The sequence below is a fragment of the Neolewinella xylanilytica genome (assembly GCF_002934605.1).
In the GTDB taxonomy this organism is placed as follows: Bacteria; Bacteroidota; Bacteroidia; order Chitinophagales; family Saprospiraceae; genus Neolewinella; species Neolewinella xylanilytica.
In genome coordinates this window covers 339,540-360,003 of the sequence record NZ_PTJC01000006.1, presented here as the reverse complement: position 1 = coordinate 360,003, position 20,464 = coordinate 339,540, and the positions used below count along the sequence as shown (strand labels likewise).

At 59.6% G+C, this 20,464-nt stretch carries 18 protein-coding genes; 3 read left to right on the top strand and 15 right to left on the bottom strand.

Annotation, left to right across the window (positions count from 1 at the left end; genetic code table 11):
* Positions 1 to 38: 38 nt before the first annotated feature.
* Entirely contained in the window at positions 39 to 956 is a 918-nt protein-coding gene (locus tag CLV84_RS10715) for a sugar phosphate isomerase/epimerase family protein (protein WP_104419792.1), read from the bottom strand.
* 5 nt (positions 957 to 961) lie between these two features.
* The gene (locus CLV84_RS10710; RefSeq protein WP_104419791.1) at positions 962 to 3,469 is read right to left on the bottom strand and encodes a PIG-L family deacetylase; all 2,508 of its coding nucleotides are present in this window, start codon (positions 3,467 to 3,469) and stop codon (positions 962 to 964) included.
* 62 nt (positions 3,470 to 3,531) lie between these two features.
* On the opposite strand from CLV84_RS10710, the gene CLV84_RS10705 reads away from it, so the two are divergent.
* Complete coding sequence (locus tag CLV84_RS10705; RefSeq protein WP_104419790.1) at positions 3,532 to 4,371, top strand: alpha/beta hydrolase; 840 nt, start codon at positions 3,532 to 3,534, stop codon at positions 4,369 to 4,371.
* On the opposite strand, the gene CLV84_RS10700 is transcribed toward CLV84_RS10705, so the two are convergent.
* A complete protein-coding gene (locus tag CLV84_RS10700; protein ID WP_104419789.1) occupies positions 4,331 to 5,320 on the bottom strand; it encodes a tetratricopeptide repeat protein in 990 nt (329 codons plus the stop codon). The genes CLV84_RS10705 and CLV84_RS10700 overlap by 41 nt on opposite strands.
* Positions 5,321 to 5,364: 44 nt before the next feature.
* Here CLV84_RS10700 and ftcD point away from each other — a divergent pair, with 44 nt between their 5' ends.
* The gene (gene ftcD, locus CLV84_RS10695) at positions 5,365 to 6,375 is read left to right on the top strand and encodes a glutamate formimidoyltransferase (protein ID WP_104419788.1); all 1,011 of its coding nucleotides are present in this window, start codon (positions 5,365 to 5,367) and stop codon (positions 6,373 to 6,375) included.
* Here ftcD and CLV84_RS10690 read toward each other — a convergent pair.
* From CLV84_RS10690 to CLV84_RS10645, 9 genes are all read right to left on the bottom strand, one after another.
* Positions 6,305 to 6,799, bottom strand: coding sequence for a hypothetical protein (locus CLV84_RS10690; RefSeq protein ID WP_104419787.1), 495 nt, complete (start codon positions 6,797 to 6,799; stop codon positions 6,305 to 6,307). The two genes, ftcD and CLV84_RS10690, sit on opposite strands and share 71 nt — an antisense overlap.
* A 247-nt stretch (positions 6,800 to 7,046) precedes the next feature.
* On the bottom strand, positions 7,047 to 7,316 hold the full coding sequence (locus tag CLV84_RS10685) for a KTSC domain-containing protein (RefSeq protein WP_104419786.1): 270 nt from the start codon (positions 7,314 to 7,316) through the stop codon (positions 7,047 to 7,049).
* 144 nt (positions 7,317 to 7,460) lie between these two features.
* Positions 7,461 to 8,603 carry a DegT/DnrJ/EryC1/StrS family aminotransferase gene (locus tag CLV84_RS10680; RefSeq protein WP_104419785.1) on the bottom strand — a complete coding sequence of 381 codons (1,143 nt, stop codon included), beginning with the start codon at positions 8,601 to 8,603 and terminating at the stop codon, positions 7,461 to 7,463.
* 105 nt (positions 8,604 to 8,708) lie between these two features.
* Complete coding sequence (locus CLV84_RS10675; protein ID WP_104419784.1) at positions 8,709 to 9,641, bottom strand: DUF4412 domain-containing protein; 933 nt, start codon at positions 9,639 to 9,641, stop codon at positions 8,709 to 8,711.
* Positions 9,642 to 9,924: 283 nt separating this feature from the next.
* Positions 9,925 to 10,824 carry a site-specific tyrosine recombinase XerD gene (xerD, locus tag CLV84_RS10670; RefSeq protein ID WP_104419783.1) on the bottom strand — a complete coding sequence of 300 codons (900 nt, stop codon included), beginning with the start codon at positions 10,822 to 10,824 and terminating at the stop codon, positions 9,925 to 9,927.
* Positions 10,825 to 11,197: 373 nt separating this feature from the next.
* The gene (locus tag CLV84_RS10660) at positions 11,198 to 11,884 is read right to left on the bottom strand and encodes an HAD family hydrolase (protein ID WP_104419781.1); all 687 of its coding nucleotides are present in this window, start codon (positions 11,882 to 11,884) and stop codon (positions 11,198 to 11,200) included.
* Between the two features lie 66 nt (positions 11,885 to 11,950).
* Positions 11,951 to 12,700: a glycosyltransferase family 2 protein gene (locus tag CLV84_RS10655; RefSeq protein WP_104419780.1), complete on the bottom strand. Its 750-nt coding sequence runs from the start codon at positions 12,698 to 12,700 to the stop codon at positions 11,951 to 11,953.
* Between the two features lie 101 nt (positions 12,701 to 12,801).
* Positions 12,802 to 13,545, bottom strand: coding sequence for an SDR family oxidoreductase (locus CLV84_RS10650; RefSeq protein WP_104421163.1), 744 nt, complete (start codon positions 13,543 to 13,545; stop codon positions 12,802 to 12,804).
* Between the two features lie 79 nt (positions 13,546 to 13,624).
* Positions 13,625 to 14,221 (bottom strand): hypothetical protein, encoded by a 597-nt coding sequence (locus CLV84_RS10645; RefSeq protein WP_104419779.1) that lies wholly within the window; start codon positions 14,219 to 14,221, stop codon positions 13,625 to 13,627.
* A gap of 113 nt (positions 14,222 to 14,334) precedes the next feature.
* On the opposite strand from CLV84_RS10645, the gene mtaB reads away from it, so the two are divergent.
* Positions 14,335 to 15,702 (top strand): tRNA (N(6)-L-threonylcarbamoyladenosine(37)-C(2))-methylthiotransferase MtaB, encoded by a 1,368-nt coding sequence (gene mtaB / locus CLV84_RS10640; protein WP_104419778.1) that lies wholly within the window; start codon positions 14,335 to 14,337, stop codon positions 15,700 to 15,702.
* On the opposite strand, the gene CLV84_RS10635 is transcribed toward mtaB, so the two are convergent.
* The 3 genes from CLV84_RS10635 to CLV84_RS10625 form a co-directional block, all read right to left on the bottom strand.
* Positions 15,699 to 15,968 (bottom strand): hypothetical protein, encoded by a 270-nt coding sequence (locus CLV84_RS10635; protein ID WP_104419777.1) that lies wholly within the window; start codon positions 15,966 to 15,968, stop codon positions 15,699 to 15,701. The two genes, mtaB and CLV84_RS10635, sit on opposite strands and share 4 nt — an antisense overlap.
* Positions 15,969 to 16,053: 85 nt before the next feature.
* Positions 16,054 to 19,803: a DUF3857 domain-containing protein gene (locus tag CLV84_RS10630; RefSeq protein WP_170067665.1), complete on the bottom strand. Its 3,750-nt coding sequence runs from the start codon at positions 19,801 to 19,803 to the stop codon at positions 16,054 to 16,056.
* Between the two features lie 125 nt (positions 19,804 to 19,928).
* The gene (locus CLV84_RS10625; RefSeq protein ID WP_104419775.1) at positions 19,929 to 20,459 is read right to left on the bottom strand and encodes a hypothetical protein; all 531 of its coding nucleotides are present in this window, start codon (positions 20,457 to 20,459) and stop codon (positions 19,929 to 19,931) included.
* Between the last annotated feature and the right edge of the window lie 5 nt (positions 20,460 to 20,464).

The following is a 20,464-nucleotide window of genomic DNA, read 5'->3' as shown; positions in this document are numbered from 1 at the left end:
GGACAGGTGCAAGGTAAGCCCGGGACCAGAAAGCCGCCTCAGACGATAAACTGCCGCAGGTAATCGTGGCTTTGTCGCAGCGACCGCAGGCGGAGTTCCTTACTGCCCTCGTAGGCCCGGTCCTCGACTTCCACGCATACCGGACCGTCGTAGCCGGCGTCCGTCAGGTGACCGAAGAACCGCCCCCAGTCTACGTCGCCCAGTCCAGGAATCTTCGGGGTATGCCAGAGCGCCGGATGAGCAAAAACACCGTGGCGATCCAGCTTCTCGCGGTCGATGCGCAGGTCCTTGGCGTGTACGTGGATCAGGCGTTCGGGATAGTCGCGGAAGGGACGGGTGTAATCCATCTGCATCAGCACCAAGTGGCTCGGGTCGTAATTCAGACCCCAGCTCGGGCTGGGAATGGCTTCCCACATCCTTTCCCAGATCGCCGGGCTCACCGCGAGGTTGTTGCCACCCGGCCACTCGTCGGCGGTGAAGCGCATGGGGCAATTTTCAATACCGATGCGCACCCCGGCTTCCTCCGCACGGCGGACTAGCGGGCGCCAAGTAGCCAAGAAATCTTCCCACTGGTCGTCGATGGTGCGGTCCTTATCGCGACCGACGAAAGTGGTTACGGTACGGATATCCAAGCTGGCACTGGCATCGATGAGTTGGTGGAGGTGATCGATGGCTACCTGCTTTTCACCTGCGCTTCCGGCGCCCAAAACGTTGGGATAATAGCCCAGAGAAGAAATGAAGACACCGTGGCGCGCCTGCAGCTCCCGTACTTCGTCTGCCCCCCGGTCGTCGAGTTTCGAGACGTCCACGTGCGTCACGCCCGCGTAGCGCCGCTCGGCTTTTCCCGGAGGCCAGCACATCGCCTCCACGCAGTCGTAACCGAAGTCGGCGGCGGTTTTAAGGACTTCTTCGAGGGATAATTCCGGAAGGATAGCGGTGACGAACCCCAGTTGCATGCGGTCTATTTTGTTTGGCCCAGGGCCACCAAGTTAGCAAACAGCCGGTAAGCGCCCGGAACGCCGGCGGGAAGCTCGCGGAAGAAGCTGTAGCCGGTATATACGAAGTGGCCGGAGCCGTACTCGGCGACCAGCAAGCCTCCCTTGTGCGGGTCTTCGTCCGGATCGTGGCTGCTGAGCAGGGCGGTATACTCTTCGGCCCACTCGTCTGGAAAGTAGAGTCCGCGTTCCTGTACCCAGCCTTCAAAATCGGCCGCCGTGATTTTATTGGGGAAGTTCAGGGCGGGGTGATCGGGAACGAGTAGCTCGACCGGAGCGTCCTCTACCGTGACCCGATCGCGGCTTAGTTGCAGGGGATAGGGACCGAGATCTTTCTCGTCGATCATGAGGCGGCGGTTGGTATTATACTGTACGATCAGCGTTCCGCCCTGCTTGACGTACTCCAGCAACCGGGGCTGGTAGACCGGCATGCGCTCGAGGGTGTTGTAGGCGCGTACACCCACTACGATGGCATCGTACTGACTCAGATCACCGACGGAGGCTTCGGAATCGTCCAGAATGTCGACATCCAGCCCAATCGAGGCGAGGGCTTCCGGAATGGCATCGCCCGCTCCCGGCAGGTAGCCGACGGTCTGCCCCGCCGTTTCAATTTTGACCCGGGCCACGGAGGCACCACCGTCCAGGGTCGCCAGTTGGGTCGGGATGTGGGGGTGATCGATGCGGACCAGGCGACGGTCGTAGTCGGTGCCGTCCAGGTTCAGCCGGGGGGTGATCCGACCCTGCGACTGTCCGTCCGGCGGGGTGAGGTCGAAGAAGTAGAAACGCTCCTGACCGGCCCGCTCAATGGATACCGGCTGGTCGGCCGGGGAAAACGACCAACCCGCGGGGACGTCCAGGCGCAGCGTTCCGTCCAGCGAATCCCGGGCAGCGGTCACCTTTACCGTGACGGAACGCGGCTCGTTTGACGAGAACAGAAAGCCCGATTCCCCTACTTCCACGAAGGCCGGCGGCAGTACCTCGAAGGGCTGAAATTCCTCGCCCGCCACGGGGTCGGTGTAGCTGTACCGCACCGGACGCTCCAGTGGCAGGGATTGCCCATCCACCATCAAGGAAATCAGGGTGGTGAGGGGGTCCGGTGTCTCCGGTAGGCCGCGCTGCCGCTGGTCGTTTACCACGTACATCCCCAGTTTCCAGTCTTCCGCCAGCCAGTAGGGGCCGCTATCGAAGGCCTCCGGAGGCAGGACGACGGACAGGGTATCCCGGATCACCGCTCCTGGTGCCAAATCGCGACCGAGGGAAGTGCCGCGCTCCCGCAGGGTACCTCCCGTCGCTACCCCGATGCTATTGATGGTCAGAGAAAGAGTACTCCGGTTGGCGATCTCGGTGACGACCGTTACCGTATCGCCCGGGGTGGCGAAGGGCGTGGTCACGGTGGAGGCTACGTATAGCCCCAGCGCACCGGAGATCACGTCCTTTATCTGGGTCATCTTTTTCGATTTCCAGTAGCCATCGGGCAGTTCCTGCATCAGCTCGTAAACCTCGAGCAGGTCGGGAACCGAGGCGGCGGGATCGTCGAAGTCGAAGGACGCCTCAATCGCCGTCAGTCGATCGCCGATGGCGGCACCGCCCTCCAGGCTTCCCCAGCTGACATCGATACCGGCGAAGGGATCACCCTCGGTATCCCGGTCGTCGCCCTTCAGCAACTCGAGTTTCTCCACGGCCCGATCGCGACTGCCGGAGCTACCGAAGCCCTGGCTCTTATGCTGACTGCGGCTGCGGGCGGCGATCTCGGCTACGCTTTCGCCCAGTTTGGGGAGGTAGGCATTGACATCGACCTCGATGAGCTTCGTGCTGTCGGCGTGGTCGGGCAGCGGGTTGTCTCCCCAGCTGTAGGCATTCCAGTACACCCGCTTCGGTTGCCAGTTTTCGACGTACGCCAGTTGCTCGGGAAAGGCGGTGGCGTCACCGGCCAGGTCAAAGGCCTCGAGGCCGATGATGGCGGAGGCGGTATGGTGGCCGTGGGTGGATCCGGGGTCACGGGGGTCAAAACGGAGGATCATCACGTCCGGCCGCCACTTCCGGATTACCCAGACGGCGTCGGCCAGCACTTGCTCGCGGTCCCAGATGTTGAAGGTTTCGTCGGGATGCTTGGAGTAACCGAAGTCGTTGGCGCGGCTGAAAAATTGTTGGCCGCCGTCAATGCGCCGGGCGGCCAGCAGCTCCTGAGTACGCGTGAGGCCCAGTAACTCGCTGATGTCGGGAGCGATCAGGTTTTGGCCGCCGTCGCCGCGGGTGAGACTCAGGTAAGCCGTTTCCACCTTTTCCACGTTGGCGAGATAGGCGATCATACGGGTGTTCTCGTCGTCGGGGTGGGCGGCGATGTACAGCGCCGAACCCAGCACGCCCAGTTTCTGAATGGCGGCGTGCAATTCGCCGGAGTTGGGCCGGGCGGGTGCCTGGGCCGGTAAATGAACAAACGACAGCAGGGCGGCTAAGAATATGGGTAGTTTCACGCGTCGGTTTTTAGGGGCCTGCGGTGGATCGCGGCCGGGGAGAGTGACGAAAATACCAACAAATGATTCGCCAAATAGGATTTGCCCTGAGCGACCTTGCCGGTCTGGCTTACTATTGGTACCGCACCCGCAGCGCGAAGCGGGGGATGGACGCGAGGATCACCCGCCACGATTACGGCCCGCACCGGCGACAGTACTTCCTCCTCGCCGAGCCCGCGGGTGCCGGGCGGGAGGAGGAACGCCCCTGGGCGGTATACCTCCACGGGGGTGCCTGGACCTTCGGCACCCCGGATTCCTTTCTCCCGGCCGCCCGCCCCTGGCTCGCCGCCGGTTACCGGGTGATCCTGCCGAGTTACCGCCGTCCGCCGTTGGTCAATTTGGAGGATATCGTGGCCGACTGCCGGGCCGCCATCACCGAGGCGGCCACCCTCGCCCGGGAAACCGGTCGCCCGCTCGGCCCGGTACAGGTCGCCGGTATCAGCGCCGGCGGACACCTCGCGGCGGTACTGGCATTGCACCCCGAGTGGTGGTCCGCGGCCGGTTGGCCCCGGTGCCCAAAGCAGACCCTGCTCTTTGCGGCCCCGCTCGACCTGGACCTATTGCGCCCCGGCTTACTCTTCGGCAAGTATCCGGCCATCAGCCCCTGTGCGGGCCCGGGCCCCGATCGGGACAGCGAATGGTTGCTAATCCACGGCGACCGGGACGGTATGGTAGCCCAACAACACTCCCTCCGCTTTGCCCACCACCTACGGAGGGCAGGTGCGCGGGTGCAGTCGGTCACCATCCCCGGTGGCGGCCACCTGGACGCCGGCCGCTGGACTTACGACGAGGACGACGCCAACGCGGCCCTCATCGCGGACTTCATCCATCGAGGCGTTCCAGTCCCTCCCGGGGAAGCGTGAAATCGGGGGCCATGCGTAGGGCGGTTTCGTAATCCCGTTGGGCGGCGTCGAGCTTGCCCATCAGTTCGCTGGCGTACCCGCGGTAGAAAAAAGCACGGGTGTGGACCGGGTCGTTGCTGATGGTGATGTTGAATTCGTTGTACGCCTGCTGCAGGCTGTCCAGTTCCATCAGCAGGAGACCTGCGTTGAAATTGCCGGCCACGTACTGCCGGTCGATGATGCTGGCCCGGCGGTATTCGTCGATGGCGCGCGTCAGGTCGCCCCGCTCGCGGTAATAATCCGCCCGGGAGTGGATCGCGATCACGTCCTCGGGGTCGATGTCTACGGCCGCATCGAAGTAAGCCTCGGCCCGCGGATCGCCCTGGGCGGCCTGGATTTCCCCGAGCAGCAGGTAGGCGTCGGTCATATCGGGGTCGATCTGGGTAGCTTCCTCGGCGGAATTGATGGCCCGGACGGTATCCCCCGTCTCGTAAAACACCTGGCTCAGGAGGTAATAGGCTTCCGGGTTGCGGGGGTCGATGCGCACCGCCTGGTTGAGGGAGGCGATGGCATCCTCGTACTGCTTGAGGATCAGTTGGGCTTCGGCCACCCGTAGCCGGGTCTCGAGCCGGTCGGGGTCTAGGGCAACGGCGCGTTGGAGGGTGCGCAGGGCGAGGCGACTTTGGTAGTATTCCAGGTAAACGTCCGCCAGGTTATAGTGGTAGTTGATGTTGGTACTATCGAGGGAGATGGCGGTAGCCAGGTCGTTGATGGCGTAGTCGTAATTCTCCAGGTCGTAATACATACTGGCGCGCTGACCGTACAGACTGGCGTCGCGGGGGTTCTGGCGAATCGCTTCGGTAAGCCGGTCGAGACCGGGGTCGCCGGAAGTTGCCGGGTTTTCTTCCGCCGGCTCGTCGGGCCCGCAGGCCAGAATGGCGGGAAGGAGCAGGAGCAACCAGTAACGCATGCTTTTTCTTTTCTTTGCCGAACGCGCAAGGTCCGAAAAATCACATGTCCGAAGCCGATCCCCTGTTAGAATGTGTCGTAAACGTCAGCGAAGGGCGCAATCCGGAGACCCTGGAAGCGCTCTCCCGGGCGATCGCCGGTACGCCGGGCTGCTATTTACTGCATCGCGACGTCGGTCCCGGCGCCCACCGCACCGTCTTCACGTTCGCGGGTAAGCCGGCGGCGGTGTGGGAGGCCGCCTACCGGGTGTATGCGGTGGCCAGCGAACGGATCGACATGCGCCTGCACCGTGGCAGCCACCCCCGGAGCGGGGCGGTGGATGTCTGCCCTTTCGTTCCCGTGTCGGGCATCAGCATGGAGGAGGTGGCGGCGGGGACGCAGGAGCTGGCCCAACGGGTAACCGAACGCTTCGATTTGCCCATTTACCTTTACGCCGGCAGCGCGCGGGTTCCCGATCGATTTAACCTGGCCGACGTGCGGCGGGGGGAGTACGAGGGCCTGGCAGAAAAACTGCGCAGCCCGGGGTGGGAGCCTGACTTCGGTCCTTCCGCCCCCCACCCCACCCTGGGGGTGACGATTATGGGAGCCCGGCCCTTTCTCATTGCCTGGAACATCAACCTGGAACCGGGTGCATCGCTGTTGCAGGCCCGGCAACTGGCCGCCCGGCTTCGGGGCAGCGGCACAAAGCAAAGGCCCGGATTATTTCCGGGCCTGAAGGCGATTGGCTGGTTTATCGACGAGTACAACCGGTGCCAGGTAAGTTGTAATGTCGTGGATCCCGATAGCCTCAGCCTGGCCCGGGTGTACCTGACGGCCGTGAACCTGGCCCAGCAACTGGGTACCGGCGTGACCGGATCGGAGCTGATTGGTTTGATTCCGGCACGACACCTGCGCGCCGCCGCCAATGGCTTTTGTATAGAAGCTTCCCCGGAAGAAGAAATGGAGACCGCCGTTTCCGTCCTCGGGTTGAATGAGCTCAGACCTTTCAGCTGGCCTGACCGAGTATTTGAAACGGTTTTTCGTGCTGCCGCTCAAACAGATCGTCGGAACCGATAAAGTAGGAACGTCCGTCTTCCATCTCGACGAAAAGCCCGCGCCGTCCGCCAAAGTCGATGGATCTAAAATCGGAGGATGGGTTCGCGAAGAGTCCTGACCAGCGAGCCGAGGGCGATACGTCCACGAAATCACAGCAGGTCATCTTGTCGGTGCGCAGTTTGAGTCGGCGACCGATCAGCCCCTTCATTTTCACCTTGAGGTGTTTCCGGTTGATCTTGATCTTCAGGCGGGTCTGGTAAACCCCGTACCAGCAAAAACCGATGGCAATAGCGATGAGGGCGGTGACCACCACGTCGAAAGTGGTAGCGCCGTTGATGAGCTCGATGCCGATGCGGTAGCACAGCAACAGGGTCATGAGGGCGAAGAGGGCCAGGAGCCCGGGATTGCGGAAGCGCTGTTCTTCTTTATAGATCGTCTTGGGCATGGTGTGAACTTTTTGTAAACGGCAGGCTAATATAACACAATTGGTTAAGTTATAGTTTACCTGTAGTTTACATTGAGTTAACATTAGATCATATTTCTGCGCTTCCCCGCTGAACGCCGCACTATTGCTCGGTTTCAGCCCACGTTAAATTTTTCCAAATTTTCAGCGTACCATCGTTTGTAAGATGGTGTACGGCCAAGGTATCCGTGTACGTACGGGCTCCAACCCGGGAAAACCATACCCCGTGTCACGCGGCCTCAAGCCGATCATTGCTCGGCTGCCGTTCACCTTCGGAAATGCGGGCGGCGGCGTACTGCTTAAAAATGTGGCGCTGCATGTACCGACCGATACTGGCCACGGCACGTAGCCGCTGCCAATGCTCGGAGGGTACGCCGAAGTAGGCGTATACGGCCCCGTTGTTGCGGAATTTCACGAATAGGGTGCTGGCCGAACGCAGGTACCCCATCTCGGAGAGCATCTGGGATTCGACTTGCTGCATTACGATCGGGAGTGCCATAATCGGGTGATTTTCAGTAGTTCACTGTCCGATATAAACGCCCGCCAATCACAGATTGTTGCTTGTTTAAAACTTTTTGTTTTAAACAAGACGTCCGGTTTCCGGCTATGGCCCGACTGTCCGTGCATTCGGCCCCGCCCTACCTTACTGCATGAAATACGCCCGGACGGAGGCACAGATACGGGAGAGCGCATCTTCCTGGAGTTCGCTATGCATCGGCAGCGAAATGACTTCCTTGCAGAGGGTATCCGTGACCGGGAGGTAGTCGATTTTATTGGCCGCGGTACCCCGAAAGGCATCCTGATCGTAGAGGGGCACCGGATAATAAACCATGCTCGGGATACCGGCCTGCTGAAGATGGTTTTGCAGGCCGTCACGACGGCCGTCGGTTATCCGCAGCGTATACTGGTGGTAGACGTGGGTGCTGGACGGCAGTTTGGCCGGCGTCAGTAAGCCGTCGATGTCACCGAGCCGGGAATCGTAGTAAGCCGCTGCCTGCCGCCGGCGCTCGTTGTACGCTTCCAGGTGGGGCAGCTTGCAGTTGAGGATGGCGGCCTGGACGGAATCCAGGCGGCTGTTAACCCCCACGACATCGTGGTAATAGCGGCGGTTTTGGCCGTGATTGGCCACCTTGCGCAGTTGGGTCGCCAGTTCGTCGTTGTCGGTATTGATGGCGCCTCCGTCGCCGTAAGCCCCCAGGTTCTTACTGGGGTAAAAGCTGGTACAGCCGATGTCGCCCAAGGTCCCGGTTCTGCCTACCGTACCGTCCGAGAAGGTATACTCGGCGCCGATGGCCTGGGCGTTATCCTCAACGATCCGCAAATCGTGCCGATCGGCTAACTTCCGGATAGGCTCCATCTCACAGCTTTGCCCGAACAGGTGGACGGGAATAATGGCGCGCGTACGTTTGGTGATCGCCGGCTCGATCAGCTCGGCGGTGAGGTTGAAGGTGAAGGGATCGACGTCCACCATGACGGGACTCAGCCCGAGGAGGGCGATCACCTCGGCCGAGGCGACATAAGTGAAGGCTGGTACGATGACCTCGTCGCCCGGCTTCAGTTCCAGGGCCATAAGGGCGATCTGTAGGGCGTCGGTGCCGTTGGCGCAGGGGATGACGTGGGCACAGCGCAGGAAGGTTTCCAGTCCGGCCTGAAAATCCCGCACCGCCGGGCCGTTGATAAATGCCCCGCTGCGGATAACGTCGAGCACGGCTTGGTCTACCTCATCCTGCATGCGTTCATACTGGGTTTTGAGGTCGACCATCTGGATCGGATCGGAAGTAGACATGGGGCAATTTTAGGGGGTAAAAGTAGGTAGTGGCTCCCTACATTACGGTAGCGGCCCCAGAAGGTTGTGACCGCTACCGCAGGAAACCGTTGCTCCCCCGACCCGCTAAAATCCCATATCCTGCACTTCAACGTCGCCTACTTCGAAGAGAGACAGGTCGATATCCCCCCCCGTTTTAATTTCGGACATGCGCATGGTGAAGGTTTTGTTGCCATCCACGGTGGTGGATTCAATCGGAAAACCTTCCACCAATTCCGCCATTCCCGGGGGAAGGCCCATTTGACCGGCGCCTGGTTGCTGCTTACCGCCTAACATGCGGCTCATGGTCCCGAAAACCTCCATGGCCGAGAGGTCCACGTCATTCGTTATCCACGAGCGGGTAGTGGTCTGCTCCTCGGTGTTGGTCACGATGATCAATTCGCAGTCGTAGCCATCGATGGTGCGATGCTCGCCGGTACGCTCTATCTCGAGGTGATCCGTCACATCCTGCCGGGATTCGTCAATCAGCTTACCCAAGTTGGGCATTCGCATGCGGTAGGCGGAGCGGTCGCCCCGCTTGTCGGTGGTGATCATCGTTGTTTTTCCGTCTTGGGTGTCGAAGATCATGTGGGCCGTCGAACCCGCATCGCCCTCCGTGATCATGCCGATCTTATCGGTGGTCGCTCCGATGCGGATGCGGCTTTCATCCGATTTGCCGCGCTTGTCTTCGGTTACGGTCATCAGCACGCTGAACGGCCGCTCGTTTTGGAAGGGCGTAAAATCATCGTTTCCCCCCATCAGCATGCCTACGACGGCGTTGGCCGCTTCCTGCTCCTCCGGGTTGGGGTCCCCAGCTTCCGCTTCCGTAGCCTCGGCCTCTTTTTTCTTGCTGAAGAGGGCGTTGAAAGCCTTGTCTATTTCCTGGTCGATCTTGCGGTCGATCTGGTTGTTGGCTCGTTGCTGGGTTCGGCGTTTCGCCCGTTCCACCGTTCCCTGGGCGTCGGTGCCGAGGGATAAGGCAATGAGTAAACTAAAAAGTAGCAGGATGCGGTAATTCATAGCGGTCGATATTAAAGTTCGTATGCGACTCTATATCACGCGACCGCGCGGCGTTACACCTGTAGAGTAAAAGAACGTAAAGTCCCCCGCCCTACCCCCTAAAAACCGAACTTTTCAAGTTTGAAAAGGGTTTTTCAGATGATTGTACCTACACTATTCCAACCAGTAACCCCATGAAACATTCTGCTGAACTCCGTGGCGATCTCGCGCGCATTCTCTTCCTTGCGTTTCTCATGGCCATTTTCCTGGCGCTGTTCTTTATCCCCAGCTTGGCCAAGTTATTTTAACCCTGGTTTGCCGGGTGAAACGAAAGAATGGTTTCCCGCAGGTAATCCGTATCCAAATGGGTGTAGATTTCCGTAGTCAGGATGCTTTCGTGACCCAACATTTCCTGGACCGCCCGCAGGTCCGCGCCCCCCTCCACTAAGTGGGTAGCAAAAGAATGGCGGAATGTGTGCGGGCTAACGTGTTTGCCCAATTCCGCCTCTTCGGCGTATTTCTTAACCGCCGTAAAGACCGATACCCGGCTCAGGCTCCCGCCCCTACGATTTAGAAACACCGTGTTTTCATCCTGGATCACCGGTAAGGCGTTCCGCACGTGCTGCAGGTAGATCGCCAAATGCTTGATCGCTTCCGGACCGATCGGAACGATGCGCTCCTTATTTCCCTTTCCCGTCACGCGCAGAAAGGCCTCCGTCAGATACAGGTCGGATAGTCGCAACGAGGTAGCTTCACTCACCCGGAGTCCACAGGCGTACAGCACTTCCAGCAAGGCGCGGTCGCGCAGGCCGTGATCGGTGCTGAGATCGATGACTCCCAGGAGCGACCGTATCTCCTCGTAACTAAGCACTTCGGGTATCTTACGCCCCAGTTTCGGGGCCCGTAGCAGCTCCGTCGGGTCGGAAGCGATCACCCCCTCATCTAGCAGGAAAGCAAAGAACGTTTTGAGGGCGGAAACCAGTCGTGCCTGAGACCGTGGGGCGAGTCCAAGTTCCGCCAGGTAGCGGAGAAAACCGTCCAGGTGCATCCGTTCTATTTGCCGGGCCCCCAATTGCCAACCCCGGAGTTCCAGGTACGCGGGCAATTTTTCCAGGTCGCTCCGGTAAGCCGTCAGGGTGTGCGCGCTGTAGCCCCGGGTAAGTTTCAGGTAGGCCTCGAAGGATCGGAACAGGGACAACCACATGGGTCGAAGGTACGCATTCCGGCATGTCGGCTACCTCCGACGGTGGGATGTACTATTTCAGGGCGGGGTTCCTAAAAAGGGAGACGGTTTCCTATCCAAATCGCACCCCCTTTGCTTTTAGCCTGAACCACCGCCTCGCTTTCAACGCCCCGCACGGCCGGGATCCCGGCAATTTATTCAACTTTCCGCAGGAAGACCTGGATTATGATGAGGACTACCTCAACGGGGAAATCCAAATGGTAAACGCATTCCCATCGCCCCCCCCCCCGTTAAAGGGCAAGGGGGTCAAGGAAGCCAAAAATAAACCTCCGCCAAGCGGACGGCTTCGGCCAAGAAGCACTAACGCTAGCTTTTTTTGTCAGTAGCGGATCCGCTACTGAGCAAGTAGAAAGCCGCCCGTTGGTTGCCGTTCAACGGTAAGTCCACGGAAATCTTCCCGGAAGGCGGCCACCTCCAGCCCTTCGAATTCCTCACGGGAATGAGTGGTGGTAAGGACGACCACCGGGCAACCCGCGTTGTTGGCGGCGCGGGCCCCCGTGACGCTGTCTTCAAAGATCAGGCAATCTTTCACATCCACCCCGATGCCTTCGGCGGCCTTTCGGAATACTTCCGGGTCCGGTTTTCCATTATTCACCATGCCACTGTGGACCACGTGCCCCATCATCGAACGGATGTCGAGGGCGTCGATCACGAAAAAGGCATTCTCCTCCGGCCCGGCCGTACCGATGGCCATGGGTACGTCTTCGGCGTAAGCCTGCTTGATGAAGTCCAGCGCGCCGCCGACGGTATTGGCCACGATTTCCGGGGCGAAGATTTCCCGGTAGGCGGCTTCCTTATCGCGGCTGATGGCCAACCGCTCCTCGTGGGTATACTCGTCACCGAAAAGGCGCTCCAGTATCTCGGTATTCACTCCGTGAATTTCGGCCTTTACCCGATCCAGGGAATACTCAAGTCCCAGTTCCTGCAACTTACGTTGCCAGGCGCGGTGGTGTACCATCATATTATCCACGAGGGTACCGTCCAGGTCGAATAGGATGCCTTTGAAGGAGATGGGGGTCATGGTGGGGGTGATTTACAAGGGTACGCCGCGGGTAGGCAATTGTTCTGGCGCGATGCGTAACCTAGATCAGTTTTTCCTACGGTAGATGATCGGCTTCGCTATTCCCCATCTGGCCAGGCGGTGCATTAGGGAGACCCGCAGCACGCCGAGCCCGTATTTGCTGCTGCGCGCGAAGTTGATGCTGCTAGCCTCGTCAAAATACTTGGTCGGGCAGGTCACTTCGGCGATATCGAAGCGGTGGTAAATGATTTGGGAAAGCATCTCGTTATCGAAGACGAAATCGTCGTCGTTGGCCTCGAAGTCGATGGTTTCCAACACTTCCCGGCTGAACGCCCGATAGCCCGTATGGTACTCGCTCAGCTTGTAGTTAATGAGGAGGTTCTGGGTGAAGGTGAGAAAGCGGTTGGCGACGTATTTGTACTTCGGCATTCCGCCGCGCAGCGCGCCCATACCTAGGATACGGGAGGCCAGCACCACGGGGTAGAGTCCTTCGCCGATAATGTTGCACATCGTCGGGATGAGCTTGGGAGTGTACTGGTAATCGGGATGTACCATGATGACGATGTCCGCACCGATGTCGAGCGCCTTCCGGTAGAGGCTCTTTTGGTTACCGCCGTAGCCGCGGTTGCTGGGGTGGGTAATGACGTGATCTACCCCCAGCTGGCGGGCAACGGCGGCCGTCTCGTCGGCACTGGCGTCGTCGCAAAGGATGACCTCATCCACTAAGTCACGCGGGACCTCCCGGTACGTACGCTCCAGCGTTAGGGCGGCATTGTAGGCCGGCATGACGACGACGACCTTTTTGTCCTTGTACATTACCCGCAAAGCTAGGAAACCGACGCCTACCCGTGACCCGAATGCCAAAAGGGCGCTTCCGTACGGAAGCGCCCTGTGTTTTCATCTGGCTTGCCGGTCGTTTACCCCTGGGAAGTAGGCCGTACCTGCAGTTCGTTCACGTGTACGCCGTCCGGCTGACTGACGGCGTAGTGGATGGCGTTCGCGATGTCTTGCTTGTCGAGAAACTCAACGTTGCCGAAGCTGTCCTTGAAGTCGGTGCGCAGCTCGTCGTCGGTAATGGTGTCCAACAATTCCGTTTCGACGGCACCGGGCTCGATGCAGGTTACGCGGATGCCGTACTTAGGAGCCAGTTCCTTGCGCAACCCGTCGCTGAGCGCGCGCACGGCGAATTTCGTAGCCGAGTACACCGCGGAGCCGGGCATCACCTCCCGACCGGCCACGCTAGAGATGTTGATGATGTGCCCCTGCTTGCGCTCGGTCATATCGGGCAGTACCTCGGCCAGACAGAGCAGGACGCCCTTGATGTTGACGTCCACCATGGTCATCCACTCGTCTACGTGCAGGTTTTTCATGTAGCTGAGCGGCATGAGCCCGGCATTGTTGACCAGGATATCGACGGGGCCGAAGGCATCCTTAGCCTGCTTCACTAGGTTTTTGACGGCGGCCCGCTCGGTTACGTCGGTTTCCACGACCAGGGCGGCGCCCCCGTCCTTTTCAATGGCTTTTTTCAGTTCTTCAAGGCGGTCGCCACGGCGGGCGGCCAGTACGACCTTCACGCCCTGAGCGGCCAGGGTTTTGGCGGTAGCTTCCCCGATGCCACTACTGGCGCCGGTGATGATGGCGGTTTTTCCGGATAATTTCATATTGCTTTTTTTATGCAAATGGAATTAGGGCCGTCTTGTTGCGGATTATACCGGTAGCGGCCGGTACAACCCCTTCCGATCAGATCTCCAGGGGCGCGCTGGGAGCCTTGTCCATGATGATGATTTCTCCGATCCGGGTATCCCCCGGCACCTGCGCTTCGTCGACATCCTGTTCCATTGATGTAAAATCCCGCAGCAGAAAGGCCTTGTTCTTGGTGTAGGCGTAGGCCCGGCTTTCGATTTCGGATCCCCGCACTTCCACCGCCGGATAAGCGATGCGCAGGCGGGAATAGGTGTGTCCCACCCGGATATCGCCCTCCGTGGCGGCGGTCGGCGTGGTGACGTGAATGTCCCCAATGAGCGTGGAATCGCGCACCGAGGGCAAGACGTAGCCGATCTCCTCCCCGTCGTCGCCAATAATGTGATACACCCGGAAACGCCCTTCCCCGTCTTCCCGGATTCCTTCCTTCAGTCGTTCACCGGCATCGGCGATGGGCTCGCCCGGGACCAGGCGATAAAACCGGTTCTGTCGGATAACGTACTGCGGGGGCTCCGCTTCGATCGAATCCGTGCTTATGCCCCCATTGGATGCACCGGTTCGACCGCGAGCATCCTCGCCACAGGCTGCCAGCAGCCATAAAGAACCCAAACCCATCAGCAGCAGAAAATTGCGCATCGTACCGTTTGATTTAGAACCTGTGTAACCTTCCAGCCTCGGGCGTTGTTTGCGCCATTTTGACCCGGCGGGCGGTAAACCGCCAAGTCTCCGGGTAATCGTAATTTTGCCCCATGTCTACCATCGGTACCGTTTCCTTCTACACCCTGGGCTGTAAGCTAAATTACAGCGAAACCTCCGCCATCGGCCGTCAGTTCGAGGCAGCCGGATACCGGGAGATTCCCTTCTCCGACGGGGCCGACGTCGTCGTCGTCAATACCTGCTCGGTTACGGAATTCGCCGACCGGAAGTGCCGCAATGTAGTGCGTAAAGCGTTGGGCGCGAACGCAGGTGCAAAAATCGTCGTGGTAGGCTGTTACGCCCAACTCAAACCCCAGGACATTGCCAATATCGAGGGGGTCGACCTCGTCCTGGGCGCGGCCGAGAAGTTCCGGATCCTGGACTTCATCGACGGGATCGGCGGCGGCAGCGGAAAAGGGCTGGTCCGCGCCGGCGAGGTGAAGGAAGCCGATACCTTCGTCTCCTCCTTCAGCTTCGGCGACCGCACCCGCTCCTTCCTGAAGGTGCAGGACGGCTGCAGCTATTCGTGCACCTTCTGCACCATTCCCCTCGCCCGGGGAGCGAGCCGGAGCAGTACCGTCGACCAGATCGTCCGGGACGCGGAGGCCATTGCCGCCCGCGGCGTGAAGGAGATCGTGCTGACCGGCGTCAACATCGGCGACTTCGGCAACGGCACCCAGGTGATCGAGGGCAAACGCCCCCGTAAAGAGGCCCTCTTCGTCGACCTGGCCCGTGCACTAGACCGGGTCGACGGCATCAACCGCTTCCGCATCTCCAGCATCGAACCCAACCTCTGCACCGACGAGGTGATCGATTTCGTCGCGAACAGCGAACGTTTCGCCCCCCACTTCCATATGCCCCTCCAGAGCGGCAACAACAAGCAACTGGCCCGGATGCGCCGCCGCTACCGCCGGGAACTGTACGCGGAACGGGTGGCACACATTCGCTGGGTGATGCCTCATGCCTGTATCGGGGTCGACCTGATCGTAGGCTTCCCCGGGGAAACGGAAGCAGATTTTCTAGAGACCTACCGCTTCGTGCAGGAGCTGGACGTCACCTACTTCCACGTTTTCACCTATAGCGAGCGGGCCAATACGCCCGCCGCGGACATGGACGGCATTGTCCCCCTACCGGAGCGCCGCCGCCGAAACAAAATGCTGAACATCCTCAGCGAAAAGAAACGGCGGGCCTTTTACGAGCGCCACCGGGGCGCAGTACGACCGGTCTTGCTGGAGCAGGGAAAAGAGGATGGCGTCCTGTATGGCTTCACGGACAACTACATCAAAGTTGAGTTTCCAGCCGACGACAGCTGGGTAAACCATATGGTGGAGTTGGAGCTGGACCCCAACGGCAACATCCGGGGCAAGGGCAACGCGATGACGATCGAGGCCCGGGTGCTCGAGGCAAGCTACCCGGACTAATCCCGCCAGTCTTCCAGGATACGGTCCACGTGCGGGAGTTTATCCAGCACATAGGCGGCCGTCAGAATGGAAACACAAGCCGAGCCCGCGATGGTCAGCGCTGGCAGGCTCGTACTTTCCGCCTTACCGAAAGCAACGGGATATAGGCAGGCTGTAGCCACCGCTACGAGGAAATAGAAAAGTATATCCCGTTCGCCGATGTAGCGAAGGACCGACAGCAAGGCTACCCGTACCTTCTTTTCCGACGGAGTGCGTTTCGTATTCATGTCGGGCGCGTCTTTCGTAAAAGAGTGTGATGGTTCTAAAATACGCCTTTCCCAGCTTTCCACCGCCGGGTGGCGGACCGCTGGCCTACCGGTAAGCCAAATTCACCTTATCCGCCTCTACGATGCGGAACATGTCCTCGCGGAAGTCGGCGTAGTGCGCCGGCGCCACCACGTCCTTCTTCAGCAGCAGGGTGCGGAAGATGGTGAGGCCGTTGTCGGAAGCGGTATACTCGATGGCATAATCCAGGAAATCATTACTGATCTTGATCCCTTCGGGTACTTCGACCAGGGCTTTTCCGGTGGGGTTGATGACTTCGAGGGTCTGCTCGTAGTATTCCGCCTGGAAGGTCTGCCATAGGTCGATGGGTAATTTACGCTCCTGGGTGGTGGTATACGGCGGGGCTTCCATCCGGTCGCTGAGGATCAGCGGATAGATCGTCATACCCCCGATCTTGTTGCCGGGATCGGAAGCGCGGTATTCGCTGTGGTAAGATACCTGGTTGACGGCCAGGTCGTTCAGATCCGCTCCGAACTCCAGCTTGGTCAGCTCGATTCTGGGATAGTCGCCGCTGATGGCTTCCTGCATGTACCGGAGACGGTTATCGGCGCTTTCGTTGCGGTACTGATGGCGGTAGTTGGACGCCACGGAGTTGACCACGCGGTTATCCAGCGAAAAGATCAGGTCGTTCCCTTCGAAGGTGACCTTGCCCTCCCGAATCGTAGCATTGACGCCCCGGGATGGTGGATTGATGCGCCCCGCCGTTCCGTCGAAGGCTTCCCCGCGGCGGGGAATGACCACGGCGAAGGAGTTGTTCACCGACCAGTCACCGGTACCGAAGGGGAGGTTCTCGTCGGTAAGTTCGACGTAGTAAGCCTCGCCGTCCAGTTCGACGCGGGCGATACAGTGGTTGAACCCGATGCCCGGCAGGGCCAGGGGCTGCAGGCTGCGGTCGCGGGTATTGATCAGGACCAGGTTGGCCTCGATCCCGCGCACGTCGCACATGGCTACGAACAGGGAACTCACGTCTTTGCAGTCTCCCTGACGGGTGGCGAGGGTCTTCGCGGCGCGCTGCGGAATGAAGTTCGACTGCAGGAAAGGCACGGAGATGTACCGGATCTTGCCGGCCACGAATTCGTAGATCCGCTGCACCTCCTCCCGCTTCGTTAGGTTGACGGGTGCGTCGGCGAAAAGTTCGGCGACGGCCTCCGTTACGCTTTCGTCCACCCGCACCTTAGCGTACGTCAGCTCACTGTACCAGCGGGCGATGAATTCCCAGTCTTCGATGTTGGATACCCTGACGGTGGGGAGGATGTCGTCGTAATCCGGAGAAACGGCTTCCGGCTGCAAACCGGGCCGGTCGTTCATTTGCCAGACGTACAGATCGCGGCCGTCTACTTTGGTCCGCGTAGGCTCGACGTCGGTATGCTCCATGCCGGTGACTTTCACCTGGAAGGGCGCGTCGGCGGGAACCAGGAGGCTATAGGTGGACTGTACGCTGGGCAGTCCGAAGGCAAGCGGGTGCTCGTTCCAGAATTTACCGCTGAGCCGGCCGTACTTGTAATCCTGCACCCGGTAAACGAGGTGAATGGCACCGCCGGGCTGCAGCCGGTCGAAGACTACGTCGGCCCCCGAGCGGGAGGCATCGTGGCGAGTGCCGTCCGGATTGAGTACTTCGACCTTTTCGACGTTGCCCTGCTGGCTACCGTAGATCGGTATGGTGTACTCCTTCCAGAAATCAACCCCTTCCGGATTGAGCACCTTCACCAGCAAGCTGGTCCGGCTTTCGTTGGCGCCACCTTCGTGGACTACCTGCTGCACGTCGAAGGCCAGGATCACGCTGTGGTCGTCGGGATAGGCTTCGGCACCCTTGGCGGCGGCGTATAGCCCGTAGTAATCGGTTTCGGGGAGCGCGGCAAAGGCCGATGCCGCCTCGCTGCGAAGGGTACGCAGGGCATCGCGGCTACCGTAATCGTAGGAGTTCAGGGACAGGGCTTTTTCGTAAGCCGCCTGGGCCCGCTCCTTATCACCGGCTTCGGAGTATATATCGGCCTGGCTGCTGTACAGGGACCCGCTGTACGGGGCTATGGCCAACGCCCGATCGAGCATTTCCTGGCTTTTCCCGTAGTCGGAAAGCAGGTAATACAAGCGGCTGAGGCGGGAATAGGTATTGACCGATACCGGGTCGTGCTCCAGCATCATATCAAACAGTTTGAGCACCTCGGCGGGCTCGCCCGCCTTGAAACGCAGGTCGATCAATTCCTCCACCACGCTCTCCCGGTAATGGCTTTTCAGGTACTTCTCCAGAATCTTGATGGCGTCTTTCGGGCGCTGGCGGACGCCGGAGGCGATATTCGCCAGGCCGATGGCGATCTCCGCGCTGGCGGGAAACCGATCGTAACCCGCTTCGATCAGGCTCCGCACCTTCTCGGCTTCCGACCGGCCACCGGCCAGGATGAGGTCGTGGCCCAGGGTAAGTTCGCTTTCTCCGAATTTTGCTTTGTATGTATTCAGCAGCTCGGCGTACTGTGGCCAGTCTTCCAGGTTCTGGGCGTCCTTCATCCGCCCGTTGAGCGAATGGTGGTGATCGGGCGCGTCAACTTTGAGCCGCTGTTCCAGTTCGGAGGCCTTGGTCTCGTCGTCCATCTGCCGCAGCAGGGGGATCAGCTGACTTACGATGTGGTGATTCTTCGGGTAGCGCGCGAGGGCTTCCGAAAGTACCGCCTTGGATTCTTCGTGGTAGCCGTTCAGCAGATGAAATTGGGCGAAGGCCAGATAATCGATGTACGTCGCTTTCCCGGAAGCGATGAGCGGTTCGAAGTAAGCAACGGTGGGGTTCTCGTATACGATAACCTTCTCCCCCTCCGCCGGAACGTAGCGCTGCACGTCGCGGGAGTAGGAAAGACCGGGCAGTAACGCTCCCGCCTCGTCGGTGATGCGCAGCAAAAAGTTGGATCCGGTGGAGGTGGTGGCCCCGACCTGGATTAGGATGCGGTTGTAGCCCGCGTTTAGATCGACCGCGAAACGGTAGGTATCGAGGTGGTTGTCGCGCTCGTGGAACTCGGTGAATACCAGCCGGTCGTTCACCCACACCTTGACCGATCCACTGTTTCCGAGCCGGAATACCACGGTCTGGTCCCGGTCGCTTTGGGCAAAGGTCTGAGCGTACGCCACCGCGTTTTCCGTACTCAGGTGATTCCCGAAGTGTAACCAGCCGTGGCGGTCCAACCGCTCAACGGGGAACCAGCTCACCGAAACGCCAAACTTGCTGGTGAACGGAGCACCGGCCCCGGGTTGCGCGAGTACGCCGAAGTCCTGGTCAAACCCACTCTCGGAGATATTTTCGAAGGGACCCGTTATTGACCAACCATCGACCGGACCGAGCTTTTCAAAATTAGCACGGGATTGCTTGAGGTCATCCGTAAAGTAGTAATGTTCCCCGAGGGCGTAGTACGCCAGTGGACGCAGGCGAGAATAGGGATTGCGCGTTTGCTCCTCGACGAAAGCCAGTTGTTCCGCTCCCATTTCCCCATGGCCCGCCGACCACACCGCGTCCAGGTAAGCGTTGCGCCTGGCCGCATCCCGCTCTAATTGCGCGAATTTTATGAAGGCTTCCACCGAGCCGGGCACGTTTTGTAACATGCTTTCGGCAAACGAAAGGGCCATGGCCGCCTCGCCGGCGTGGCTACCGGTCAACTGCGCGGCAAAGTAGTCCCGTGCTTCCCGCTCCCGGTTGTCCGTAAGCAGGTCGTAACCAGTTTGGAGGGGGTTGACTTGGGCGCGGAGGAATGGGCCGCTGAAGAATACCGTAAGCAGAACGGTGATAAAAGATCTCATGTCAAGCATCGGCTAAGGGAAATGCGCCAAAAAAGCGCAGTAAGGTGGTCAAGTTATTCAGTACTCGCCATTTCCCAACTTCCGTTGCTATTATATTAGCATTTCCCGCCTACGATTTAACGGGTTTACCGTACCAGTAGCAGATCGTAGTTCGCCTGGGTGCGGATATCGATACCGAAAGCCTCTTCCGATTCGGTAGCGTCCAGGTATGTTTTGAAATCCAGCGTCAGCCCCTTCTCAAAGGATTCAAGTACCAGGGGTTGCGGTGACGCGAAGTATCCGGTTTCGTTGTACGAACGCAGGCCTACGACGTAGAGGGTATCCCGGCTGAACGACCAGGTACCGGACCCGATACCCGGTACCTCCCTGACCTGTCTTTCCGTACCCGTAGTGATCGTTGCCGTGAAATTGCCGGTCGACTGCCACCGCCCGTTGTCGAGAAAGATCATTTGCAGATCACTGTCGCTAATGCGGCTTTCCCCCCGCTCGGTGACCGATTCCCCGGCAAAGGTGCCGGAAAGCTGGTAGGTATTATCGAATTCCGTGACGATCCAGGTACCCAGGATGTCGGACTCCGTAATGATTTCCTTGTCTTTCTCACAGGATGGATACACCAAAACAAGCGAAAAAAGGAGGAATGGCAAAATTTTGGACATGCAAA